This window comes from Geodermatophilus sp. SYSU D01105, from assembly GCF_054050095.1.
This window is the reverse complement of record NZ_JBJGYR010000013.1, coordinates 140,568-151,964: the sequence shown is the minus strand read 5'-3', so window position 1 is coordinate 151,964 and position 11,397 is coordinate 140,568. Positions and strand designations below refer to the sequence as shown.

11 protein-coding genes are annotated in these 11,397 nt (G+C 76.1%); 8 read left to right on the top strand and 3 right to left on the bottom strand.

Features of this window, described 5'->3' with window-relative positions:
• Window positions 1–599: 599 nt before the first annotated feature.
• From ACI79I_RS14420 to ACI79I_RS14410, 3 genes are read left to right on the top strand one after another with little or no spacing between them, the layout of a single operon-like run.
• Window positions 600–752, top strand: a complete 153-nt coding sequence (locus ACI79I_RS14420) for a 30S ribosomal protein bS22 (protein ID WP_456992998.1) — start codon at window positions 600–602, stop codon at window positions 750–752.
• Window positions 753–762: 10 nt separating this feature from the next.
• Entirely contained in the window at window positions 763–1,869 is a 1,107-nt protein-coding gene (locus ACI79I_RS14415; RefSeq protein ID WP_456992997.1) for an NAD-dependent epimerase/dehydratase family protein, read from the top strand.
• Window positions 1,862–2,770: a lysophospholipid acyltransferase family protein gene (locus ACI79I_RS14410; protein ID WP_456992996.1), complete on the top strand. Its 909-nt coding sequence runs from the start codon at window positions 1,862–1,864 to the stop codon at window positions 2,768–2,770. The genes ACI79I_RS14415 and ACI79I_RS14410 overlap by 8 nt, the downstream gene beginning before the upstream one ends.
• 126 nt (window positions 2,771–2,896) lie before the next feature.
• Here the strand turns inward: ACI79I_RS14410 and ACI79I_RS14405 are convergent, their stop codons facing one another.
• The 3 genes from ACI79I_RS14405 to ACI79I_RS14395 all read right to left on the bottom strand — a co-directional run bounded on the left by ACI79I_RS14405 (window position 2,897) and on the right by ACI79I_RS14395 (window position 6,044).
• Window positions 2,897–3,811 (bottom strand): HAD family hydrolase, encoded by a 915-nt coding sequence (locus ACI79I_RS14405; protein ID WP_456992995.1) that lies wholly within the window; start codon window positions 3,809–3,811, stop codon window positions 2,897–2,899.
• Between the two features lie 111 nt (window positions 3,812–3,922).
• Window positions 3,923–5,140: a DUF5667 domain-containing protein gene (locus ACI79I_RS14400; RefSeq protein ID WP_456992994.1), complete on the bottom strand. Its 1,218-nt coding sequence runs from the start codon at window positions 5,138–5,140 to the stop codon at window positions 3,923–3,925.
• Window positions 5,141–5,261: 121 nt separating this feature from the next.
• Complete coding sequence (locus ACI79I_RS14395) at window positions 5,262–6,044, bottom strand: ECF subfamily RNA polymerase sigma factor, BldN family (RefSeq protein ID WP_456992993.1); 783 nt, start codon at window positions 6,042–6,044, stop codon at window positions 5,262–5,264.
• A gap of 210 nt (window positions 6,045–6,254) precedes the next feature.
• On the opposite strand from ACI79I_RS14395, the gene ACI79I_RS14390 reads away from it, so the two are divergent.
• The 5 genes from ACI79I_RS14390 to hemC all read left to right on the top strand — a co-directional run bounded on the left by ACI79I_RS14390 (window position 6,255) and on the right by hemC (window position 11,383).
• A complete protein-coding gene (locus ACI79I_RS14390) occupies window positions 6,255–7,814 on the top strand; it encodes an AMP-binding protein (RefSeq protein WP_456992992.1) in 1,560 nt (519 codons plus the stop codon).
• Window positions 7,811–8,068, top strand: coding sequence for a glutaredoxin family protein (locus tag ACI79I_RS14385; protein WP_456992991.1), 258 nt, complete (start codon window positions 7,811–7,813; stop codon window positions 8,066–8,068). The genes ACI79I_RS14390 and ACI79I_RS14385 overlap by 4 nt, the downstream gene beginning before the upstream one ends.
• 320 nt (window positions 8,069–8,388) lie before the next feature.
• Complete coding sequence (locus ACI79I_RS14380) at window positions 8,389–9,054, top strand: redox-sensing transcriptional repressor Rex (protein ID WP_456992990.1); 666 nt, start codon at window positions 8,389–8,391, stop codon at window positions 9,052–9,054.
• The gene (locus tag ACI79I_RS14375) at window positions 9,051–10,415 is read left to right on the top strand and encodes a glutamyl-tRNA reductase (RefSeq protein ID WP_456992989.1); all 1,365 of its coding nucleotides are present in this window, start codon (window positions 9,051–9,053) and stop codon (window positions 10,413–10,415) included. Before ACI79I_RS14380 ends, ACI79I_RS14375 begins: the two co-directional genes overlap by 4 nt.
• On the top strand, window positions 10,412–11,383 hold the full coding sequence (gene hemC / locus ACI79I_RS14370; protein ID WP_456992988.1) for a hydroxymethylbilane synthase: 972 nt from the start codon (window positions 10,412–10,414) through the stop codon (window positions 11,381–11,383). Before ACI79I_RS14375 ends, hemC begins: the two co-directional genes overlap by 4 nt.
• Window positions 11,384–11,397 lie beyond the last annotated feature (14 nt).

Here is an 11,397-nt window from a genome sequence, read left to right as displayed (position 1 = left end):
AGCGCCAGCGAGCGAGGAGCGGACTGGCGCGCGGAGTCACGCAATCGGCATCGCGTGACGACGGGGCCGGGAGCATCGCAGCGAGCGCCAGCGAGCGAGGAGCGGACTGGCGCGCGGAGTCACGCAATCGGCATCGCGTGACGACGGGGCCGGGAGCATCGCAGCGAGCGCCAGCGAGCGAGGAGCGGACTGGCGCGCGGAGTCACGCAACCGGCATCGCGTGACGACGGGGCCGGGAGCATCGCAGCGAGCGCCAGCGAGCGAGGAGCGGACTGGCGCGCGGAGTCACGCAACCGGCATCGCGTGACGACGGGGCCGGGAGCATCGCAGCGAGCGCCAGCGAGCGAGGAGCGGACTGGCGCGCGGAGTCACGCAATCGGCATCGCGTGAGAGAGGACCTCCCTGCTGCCCACCCTTCGCAGGCTCAGGGTGGGACCCGGGACGGGGCCACCCGCGTCACCCCCTGAGGGTGACACCGCACTCCGGCCCGCTCCCGCGGCAGCGTCGCTGCGGGGGCGCCGGGTACGCTCGGTCGCCGAGCGACGCCGGGCCGGTCCGGGCGTCGCACACGAGCTGATCACACTCGCGCGGCGCCCGACGTGACCTCCCGGTCACCGCGGACGCCGCGCGGCGACGACGTCGGGAGCACGACCATGGGTTCGGTCATCAAGAAGCGCCGCAAGCGGATGGCGAAGAAGAAGCACCGCAAGCTGCTCAAGAAGACGCGCGTCCAGCGACGCAACAAGAAGTGAGCTGACGCTCGTGCCGCCCGCCGTCGTCCTGGTCACCGGTGTGAGCCGGTGGTTGGGCGGTGCGCTGGCGGCCGAGCTCGCTCGCGACCGCTCCATCGAGCGGGTCATCGGGGTCGACACCGTCCCCCCGTCGCCGGAGGTCCTCCGGCGCCTCGGCCGCACCGAGTTCGTGCGGGCCGACATCCGCAACCCGCTGATCGGCAAGGTCATCGCGACGGCCTCGGTCGACACGGTCGTGCACATGAACATCAGCTCCACGCCTGCCGGCAGCGGCGGCCGGGGGCCGATGAAGGAGCTCAACGTCATCGGGACGATGCAGCTCCTGGCGGCCTGCCAGCGGGCCCCCTCGGTGCGCCGGTTCGTGCTCAAGTCCAGCAGTGCCGTCTACGGCGCCTCCTCGCGCGACCCCGCCGTCTTCACCGAGGCCATGCAGCCCCGGCGGGTCCCCTCCGGAGGATTCGCCAAGGACAGCCTCGACATCGAGGGCTACGTCCGGTCCTTCGCGCGTCGTCGCCCCGACGTGGGCGTGGCGGCGCTGCGGTTCACCAACTTCATCGGCCCGCGCATCGACTCGCTCCTCACGCACTTCCTGCGCATGCCCGTGGTGCCCACGGCGCTGGGCTACGACGCCCGGGTGCAGCTGCTGCACGAGGACGACGCCCTCGCCGTGCTGACCCGGGCCACCACCGGCGACTTCGCCGGGACGGTCAACGTCGGCGGGGAGGGCACCCTGCTGCTGTCGCAGGTCATCCGCCGGCTCGGCCGGCTCCAGGTGCCCCTGCCCTCCCCGACCCTGGGGACCGTGGGCCGGCTCGGCCGGCGCTTCGGCCTCGTCGACTACTCGCCGGAACAGATGCGATTCCTCAACTTCGGCCGCGTGGTCGACACGACCGTCCTCCGCGAGGAGTTCGGGTACACCCCGCGGCACACGACCGAGCAGGCGCTCGCCGACTACGCGGCCACCGTCGCGCCGGTGGTCTCCCCGGACCTCGTCCGCGGGGTGACCGACACGGCCCGCACGCTGGTGCAGCGGGTGGGCGCGACCGCGGGAGCGGTCGGGCAGCGGCTGCGCCCGGCCCCGTCGGCTCCCGACCTGCGGGCGGTGCGCGATGCCTGAGGCCCGCGTGATCCCCCTGCGGCCCGACGACGACGAGCCGCGCGTCCACCGGACGACGTCCCCGACGTGGGAGGAGCAGGTCGCCGGCGGCCTGGAGTTCCTGCGCCGACGGCTGACCGGCGACTACGACACCGACGAGTTCGGCTTCGACCCCGACCTCACCGACCACGTCCTGCTCCCGCTGCTGCGGCCGCTGTTCAACCGCTGGTTCCGGGTGGAGACCCACGGCGTGGAGAACGTCCCCGCCACCGGCGGCGCGCTCGTGGTGGCGAACCACTCCGGCACGCTGCCGGTCGACGCGCTCATGACGACGGTGGCGCTGCACGACGACCACCCGGCCCAGCGGCGGCTGCGCCTGCTCGGCGCCGACCTGGTGTTCGACCTGCCGGTCGTCGGGTCGCTGTCGCGCAAGATGGGCTCGACGCTGGCCTGCAACGAGGACGCCGAGCGGCTGCTCACCGAGGGCGAGCTGGTCGGCGTGTTCCCCGAGGGGTTCAAGGGCATCGGCAAGCCCTTCCGCGAGCGCTACACCCTGCAGCGGTTCGGCCGTGGCGGTTTCGTCACGGCGGCACTGCGCACGGGTGTGCCGATCGTCCCGTGCGCGATCGTCGGCGCCGAGGAGATCTACCCGATGATCGGCAACGCGAAGACCCTCGCGCGGCTGTTCGGGCTCCCGTACTTCCCCATCACGCCGACCTTCCCGGCGCTCGGCCCGCTGGGGCTGCTGCCCCTGCCGTCGAAGTGGCACATCGCCTTCGGCGAGCCCATCGAGACGGCGTCCTACGGCCCGGGTGCGGCCGAGGACCCGATGCTGGTGTTTAACCTCACCGACCAGGTGCGCGAGACCATCCAGCAGTCGCTCTACCAGCTCCTGCTGCAGCGGAGCTCCGTCTTCGGCTGAGTGATCCGTCGGCCTCCGGCCGACGCCGCGGCCAGGTGCCGTACCCCTGTGCCGCCGCCCGTGTCCCGGTCGGGGAGCCTCCGGCCCCCGCGACCGGACCACCCCGCAGCTCCGCTGCGGCGATCCTCAGAAGGGGAGCTTGCTGCGGCGGCGGAGGGCGAGACCGCCGCCGACGAGCGCGCCGGAGACCGCGGCGGCCGCCACCGTGGGGACGCCGATCTTGGCCGCCTTGCGCCCGGTGCGGAAGTCGCGGATCTCCCAGCCGCGGGAGCGGGCCACCGCGCGCAGTTCGGTGTCGGGGTTCACCGCCACCGCGGTGCCGGTGAGGGTGAGCATCGGCAGGTCGTTGGAGCTGTCGCTGTAGGCGGTGGAGCGGGAGAGGTCCAGGCCCTCCCGCTCGGACAGGGCGCGCACCGCCTCGGCCTTGGCCTCCCCGTGCATCAGCTCCCCGACCAGCCGGCCGGTGTAGTGGCCGTCGACGACCTCGGCGACGGTGCCCAGCGCGCCGGTGAGGCCCAGCCGGTGGGCGATGATGCTCGCCAGCTCCACCGGGGTGGCCGTGACCAGCCAGACCCGCTGGCCGGCGTCGAGGTGCCGCTGCGCGAGCACCCGCGTGCCGGCCCAGATCCGGTCGGCCATGAGCTCGTCGTAGATCTCCTCGCCGGCCTGGACGATCTCCGCGACCGGCCGGCCGGCGACGAAGGCCAGGGCGTTCTCGCGGATGGTGTGCATGTCGTCGGCGCTCTCGTTGCCGGCGATCCGGAACTTCGCCTGCTGCCACACGAAGCGCGCCAGGTCGCGGCTGGTGAAGTACTTGCGGGCGGCCAGGCCGCGGGCGAACCAGAACAGCGAGGCGCCCATCATCATCGTGTTGTCGACGTCGAAGAACGCCGCGGCGGTGAGGTCGGGGACGACGGCCGGTGCCGGCTCGACCTCGGCCGCGGCGGCCGACGCGGCCCCGGCGACGTGCGCCCGCGTCTCCTCGTCGGGCAGCTGGGCAGCGTTCCGTGCGCGGCGGCTGCGGAAGGGCAGTCCCGGCACTCCGACCTCCCCCTGTCGGCCCCGGGAGCCCGGCGTTCGGCCGGGCGGCCCGGGGCGGTTGGCCTGTCCCTGGACCCTAGTGGCGGCCCGGGAGGCGTCGCGGACAGGGGCTCAGCAGATCAACGGCGGGATGCAGATCGGCAGCGGGGTGTCGACCAGCGGTGGGCGGGGAGGCGACGGGGACGCCGGAGGCGCCTCGGGAGCGCCGCCGACCGGCGGCAGCGGGACCGGCAGCGACGGCCGGCCCGGCTGCGACGGCCGCCCCGGATCCGACGGCCGCCCGGCGTCCGGGGGCCGCGGCGCGGTCGACGGGGCCTGCCCGCCGCCCCTGCCCGGGGCCGGCGTGCTCCCGGTCACGGTGGTGGCCTCCCGTGCGGGCGGCGCAGGCGTCGCGGAGGGGGCGGCGTCGCCGTCGGGGGCGCCGGGCGCGGGCTGCCCGCCGTCCGGGTCGGGGAGGGAGCCGCCGCCCTCGGACGGGCCGCCGTCCGACGGGGCGGGGGCGGACGGACCGGGCGCGGGGAGCTCGGCCGGGCACGGCACCGGCACGGGGCCCAGCGGGTCGGTGCCGTCGGTCGCCGGCCCGCCCGGGCAGGAGAGCGCCGCCCGCAGGCCCGCGGCCCGCGCGCCGACCGCGGCGAGCAGGTCCACCGACTCGTGCAGGTCGGTCGTGGCGCCGTCGGGCACGCCGGGCTGCAGCGCGCTCAGGCCGGCGCTCTGCCGCGCAACCCAGCCGGCCAGCTCGTCGACCGCGGTGGTGTCCGGGCCGGCCACCGCGCGGGTGGTGAGCAGCGCGGCGCCCTCGGTGGTCTGGGCGTCCATGGTGTCGAGCACGTCCACGACGACGTCGGTCGCACCGGTGCCCGACAGCGCCTCGAGCTCCTCGAGCCGGGTCGCGGCGAACTGCAGCAGGGTGAGGCCGCGGTCGTCGCCGGCCAGCACCAGCTGCGTCTCCTCGGTGCCCCGCTTCACTCCGTACAGCACGTCGCCGGGCCGGGCGTCGTCGGCCAGCGCGACGAGCGTGCCCAGCGCGGACACGGTGAGCGCGGCCCCGGCCAGCCCCGCGGTCAGCCGGGTGCGCCAGGGCCGGCCGGCGGCTCCGTCGGCCCGGACGGCCAGCAGCCGCCGCAGCCGCCAGCGGGCGGCCGGCTCCGGGGTGCGGACGGCGGCCATGGCCACCAGCCGCTCGCGTGTCGCGGCCCGGAAGGCGGGGTCTGGCGCGTCGTCCAGCGCGGTGGCCAGGGCCTGCAGCCGCGCCAGGGTCGCGTCCTCCTGCGCCCGGACGGCGGCACGACGCGGCCGCGCCGGAGCGGGTCCGTCGTAGGCGTTCACCGGGGGCCTCCGGAGGGTCGGGCGGGGGTGCGGGGGTACTGCGCCGTGCCGCGCCCCTCCCTCTCCAACGAGGCGGCGGGCGGGGCCGATACGGCACACCGGCGGATGACCGGGGTGGGGGTCACCGCAGCCCCTCCGGCACCAGCCGGGCCAGCCGTCGCACGGCGCGGTGCTGGAGGGCCTTGATCGCGCCCTCCTTCTTCCCCATGACCGCCGCGGTCTCCGCCACCGACAGCCCCTGCAGGAAGCGCAGCGAGATGCACTCCTGCTGCTCGCCGCCCAGCTGGCGGATGCAGGCCAGCAACTGCTCGTTGGCGAGCTGCTGCACGACCGCGTCCTCCGGGCCGTCGGTGGCCCGGTCGGCGTCGCGCATGTCGGCCGTGGTGACCTCCAGCCGGTACCGGCTGCTCTTCACGTGGTCGAGGACGATGTTGCGGGCGATCGTCACCAGCCAGGCGCCGACGTCGCGGCCCTGGAAGGAGAGGGAGTCGATCCGGCGCAGCGCGCGCACGAACGTCTCGCTGGTGAGGTCCTCGGCCTGGGCGCGGTTCCCCACCCGGTGGACCACGTAGCGGTACACGACCGGCACGTAGTGGTCGTAGAGCCGGCCGAACGCCTCGGCGTCGCCCTCCTGCGCCCGGCGCACCAGGGCCCAGACGTCCACCGTCGGCGGGGGGACCGTCGCCGACGTCCCCGCGCGCTCGTCGGCGGTGCCGGCCTCGTCCTCGGTGACGGCGTCCCCCTGCGGGACGGCGTCCGGAGCCGGGGCTCCGGTCTCGGCGGCGGGGCGGAGATCCGGGGTGGAGCGGAGGTGCGGCGAGGGGCGCGGCCTGCCTCCGGGACGCCCGTCCGGCCCGCCGGGGACGAGTGCGGGGCGCTCGTCCAGGCGGCGCGGCTGGAACATGCGGGCGTCGGTCCTCCTCGTCGGCCCGCCGGTGCCGGATCGGCTCCCTCGGGGTGTCCCGGGCCTGGTCAGGGCATCGGGCGGTGCTGCGGGGCTGCGCCCATGGTGACAACATCGTCGCAGCCCGTCCACGCCATCCGGTGACGGAGTGTCCGGATGCCCCTCCTGTGGGTCGTGGGTCGGAGGACCGCCCCGACGGAGGAGGTGTCCGTGTCCGAGGCAAGCGAGCCGGGCTCGTCGCTGGCAGCGCTCGTGCGGGCCGCTGCCCGCGCTCGACCGGAGGCCCCCGCGGTGGTCGCAGGGGAGGAACGGCTGACCTGGGCCGAGCTGGACGCGCAGGTCGACCGGGCGGCCGCCGGCTACGCCGCCCGGGGACTGCGGCCGGGGGAGCGGGTCGCCGTCCAGCTGCCCAACGGCGTCGACTGGCTGCGCGCGAGCCTCGGTGCCCTGCGGGCCGGGTTGGTCGTCGTCCCGGTGAACACCGGCTACACCGACCCGGAGCTGGAGTACGTGCTGCGCGACTCCGGCGCCGCCCTCCTCGTGGCCGCGGGCGCGCGCGAGCCGGTCGCCGGCGTACCGGTCGCGGCCGGTCCACCCGCCGGGGACGCGGACCCGCCCGAGGTGACCGAGGACGCGGCCGCGCTGTCGTTCCTGGCCTACACCAGCGGCACCACCGGCCGCCCGCGCGGGGCGATGCTGCCGGCCGCGGCGCTGCGCGCCAACCAGCGACAGTGCCTGGCGATGGAGCCCGCGCCCGTCCGGCCCGACGACCGCGTGCTCCTGGTGCTGCCGCTGTTCCACGTCTACGGGCTCAACGCCGGCTTCGGCCTGGTCGCGGCGACCGGTGCCTGCGCCGTGCTCGTGGAGAGCTTCGACCCGGCGGCGACCCTGGCGCTGATGGCCCGCGAGGAGGTCACCGCCGTCCCGGGGGCGCCGCCGATGTACCAGGCGTGGCTGGCGGCGGCCGACGCCGCGGGCTCCGACGCGGACCTCCGCCGGGCCTTCGCCGCGGTCCGGATGGCCTCCTCCGGGGCCGCGCCCCTGCCGCAGGAGGTGTGGACGGCGATGCGCGAGCGCGCCGCGGTGACCGTCTGGGAGGGCTACGGCCTCACCGAGGCCTCGCCGGTGGTGGCCAGCACGCTGGCGACCGGGCGGGCCAAACCCGCCTGCATCGGCCGGGCCGTCCCGGGGGTGGAGCTGCAGCTGCGCGACACCGCCCTGCACGAGCCGGAGGAGGACGCGGGCGAGGCCGGCGACGGCGGACCCGGGGAGATCTGGGTTCGCGGGCCCAACCTGTTCCCCGGCTACTGGCCCGACGGCGCCGACGGACCGGACGCCGAGGGCTGGCTGGCCACCGGCGACCTGGCCTACACCGACGAGGACGGCGACCTGCACCTGGTCGACCGGCGCAGCGACCTCGTCCTGGTCAGCGGCTTCAACGTCTACCCCGCGGAGGTGGAGCGGGTCCTCGACGCGCACCCCGCGGTGGCGGAGAGCGCCGTGATCGGCGTCCCCGACCCCCGCACCGGGAGCGCGGTGCGCGCGGTGGTGGCGCTGCGGCCGGGCCGGGAGGTCACCTTCGAGGAGCTGCGCGACCACGCGGCGGCCTCCCTGGCGCGGTACAAGGTGCCGACGTCGGTGCACGTGCTCGGGTCCCTGCCGCACTCGCTGACCGGCAAGGTCAGCCGCGCGCGGCTGCGCGAGCTCGGCCTCATGCGGCCGGACGAGGACGCCGGCGGCGGACCGGCCGGGACGGGAGGCGGGACGTGAGCGGACCCGGAGGCGGGACGCGGCTGCAGCTGCTCACCCGGGTGGACTGCCACCTCTGCGCGGACGCGGCCACCACGCTGGAGCAGATCGCCGCCGAGGCGGGGCTGGTCACCACGACGGTCGACGTGGACTCCGACCCGGAGCTGCAGGCCGAGTACGGCGACCGGGTGCCGGTGGTCCTCCTCGACGGCCGCGAGCACTCCTACTTCTCCGTCGACGTCCCGAGGCTGCGCAGGGACCTGGGGCTGCGCTGATCCCGCGGGCCTCCGGTGTCACCCGGCCGGGGCCCTCCGGGGGGTCCTTGCTATGGTCTCCACCACAGCAGGGCTCGTCTGCGCTGGGCAGAGGCCGATCCGGCCCCCGGCGACTTTGTTCCTGCGTTCACAAGCGGTTACCGTGGCGGACGCCGGGCGGCAATCCGCCTGGGTCCCCGATGTCGTTCGACCGCCTCCGGCACCCGCCGGACCTACGGGCGCGACCGCTGTGGAGCAGGCACATGACCGAGCTGGCGAGGTCGTGCGGAGACACAGCTCCTCTGGACGCGGGGTCGACGAGCGCCAGCGAGGAGAGGCCCGTGTCCCCATCGCGGCCCCGGATCCCGGAGGCCACCGTCGCGCGCCTGGCCGTGTACCTGCGGGTGCTCACCGGCCTGGCCGACGGCGGCCGCGGCACCGTCTCCTCCGGCGAGCTGGCCTCCGCGGCCGGGGTCAACCCGGCCGGGTTGCGCAAGGACCTCACCCACCTCGGCCCGTGCGGCGTGCGCGGGGTCGGCTACGACGTGGCCACCCTGCGCGACCGCATCGCCCAGGTGCTCGGCGTCGAGCGCTCCCGCGCCTGCGTCCTGGTCGGGATCGGCAACCTGGGCACCGCGCTGGCCGACTACGCGGGCTTCGGCAGCCGCGGGTTCCGGTTCGTCGGCCTGTTCGACGCCTCCCCGGCCCAGGTGGGCCGGCGGATCGGCGGCCAGTCGGTCCGTCCCATGGAGGAACTCGACGACGTGGTCGCCACGACGGCGGCCACGATCGGGGTCATCGCGACACCGGCCGATGTCGCCCAGTCGGTCTGCGACCGGCTGACCGCGGCCGGGGTGAGGAGCATCTTGAACTTCGCACCGGTGGCGCTGTCCGCGCCCGCGGGGGTCGACGTCCGTCAGGTCGACCTCTCCGTCGAGCTGCAGGTCCTCGCCTTCCTCGGCCAGCAGCGCTCCACCGCCGCGCCCGCCGTGGAGGTGATGGCATGAGCCTCCTCGCGGTCGGCGTGAGCCACCAGACCGCGCCCGTCGCCCTCCTCGAGCAGTTCGCGATGGGTGCCGACGACACGGTCAAGGCGCTGCACGAGCTGGTCGGCAGCGACCACGTGAGCGAGGCGATCGTGCTGGCGACCTGCAACCGGGTCGAGGTCTTCGCCGAGGTGGACCGGTTCCACGGCGGTGTCGCCGACGTCAGCCGGGTCCTGTCCCGGCAGGCGGGGGCCACGGTCGAGGAGCTCTCGCCGTACGTGACGGTCCACTACGAGGACCAGGCCGTCACCCACCTGTTCACCGTGGCCGCCGGCCTGGACTCGATGGTGGTCGGCGAGACCCAGGTGCTCGGGCAGCTGCGCAACGCCTACGCCCTCGCCCGCGAGCAGGGCACCGTCGGCCGCGCGCTGCACCCGGTCGCCCAGCGGGCGCTGCGCGTCGGCAAGCGGGTCCACTCCGAGACCGGCATCGACAGGGCCGGCGCCTCGCTGGTGTCGGTCTCCCTCGACCGCGCCGAGGAGCGCATCGGCTCCCTGCAGGGCCGCCCGGCGCTCGTCGTGGGAGCGGGTTCGATGGGTGCGCTGGCCGCGACCACGCTGGCCCGGCGCGGCGCCTCGGTGACCGTGAGCAGCCGCACGCCGGCGCACGCCCAGCGGCTGGCCAGCGCCGTCGAGGGCCGCGCCGCCGACCTGTCCCGGCTGCCCGAGGAGATCGCCGCCGCCGACGTGCTGGTCACCTGCACCGGCGCCCGCGGCCTGGTGATCGGCACGGACGTGGTGTCCGCCGCGATGGCCGGCCGTGTGCACCGCCCCCTGGTGGTCGTCGACCTGGCCCTCCCGCGCGACGTCGACCCCGGGGTCGCGGCCGTCCCCGGCGTGCACGTCGTCGACCTGGCGCTGCTCCAGGGTGAGCGCAGCGCCGAGGGGGTCTCGGCGGCCAGCCCGGTGGCGGCCGACGACGTCGCCGCGGCGCACGCCCTCATCGAGGCCGAGACCGCGTTGCTGCGTGCCGAGCGGCAGGCCGCCGCGGTCGCGCCGACGGTCTCCGCGCTGCGCAGCCAGGCCGCCGAGGTGGTCGACGCCGAGCTGCTGCGGCTCTCCGCCCGGGTGCCCGACCTCGACGCCCGGGCCCGCAACGAGGTCGCCCGCACCGTGCGCCGCGTGGTCGACAAGCTGCTGCACGAGCCGACGGTGCGGGTCAAGGAGCTGGCCAGCGCGCCGGGCGGCGTGGACTACGCCGACGCGCTGCGGGCTCTCTTCGGCCTGGGGATCGACGCCGAGGTCGCCCCGGAGCGGGCCAACCTCGCCGAGGCGGTCACCGTCGACCCCGACGAGCTGCGGCAGGGCGGTGGTCCCGCGTGACCGAGCTCGCGAGGTCGCCCATGGGCACGGTGACCACGACGTCGACAGCGCCGTTGCGGCTGGGCACGCGGGCCAGCCAGCTGGCGACCACGCAGTCCCAGGCGGTCGCAGACGCGATCACCGCGGCCAGCGGCGTCCCGGTCCAGCTGGTGCACATCAGCACCGAGGGGGACCGCTCCTCGGCGGCGATCGCCCAGCTCGGCGGCACCGGCGTCTTCGTCGCGGCGATCCGCCGGGCACTGCTCGAGGGCACCGTCGACGTCGCCGTCCACAGCTACAAGGACCTGCCCACGCTGCCCGAGCCCGGCCTCACCGTGGCCGCCGTCCCGCCTCGGGAGGACCCGCGCGACGCGCTCGTCGCCCGCGACGGGCTGACCCTCGGCGAGCTCCTCCCCGGAGCCCGCGTGGGCACCGGCGCCCCGCGCCGGGTCGCCCAGCTGCGGGCCCTCGGCCTCGGCCTGGAGGTCGTGCCGATCCGGGGCAACGTGGACACCCGCATGGCGCGGGTCGTGCCGGGCGACCTCGACGCCGTCGTGCTGGCCCGCGCCGGGCTGACCCGGCTGGGCCGGCTGGACGCCGTCACCGAGACCCTCGACCCGCTGCAGGTGCTCCCCGCACCCGCGCAGGGTGCGCTGGCCGTGGAGTGCCGGGCCGACGACGTCGGCACCCGCGAGCTGCTCGCCGCCCTGGACGACCCGGCGACCCGCGCCTGCGTGGTCGCCGAGCGCACCACGCTCGCCGCGCTCGAGGCCGGCTGCAGCGCGCCGGTCGCCGCCTACGCCGAGCTGGCCGAGGGCGAGGACGGCCCCGAGCTGTTCCTCCGCGCCTCGGTGACGGCGCTGGACGGCAGCGACGGCGTCCGCGGCTCGACCTCGGGGCCGCCCGCCGAGGCCGAGCGGCTCGGCCGCGAGCTCGCCGCCGAGCTGCTCGACCGCGGCGCGGCCGAGCTCATGGCGGCGTCCCGATGACCCTCTCCCCCCGC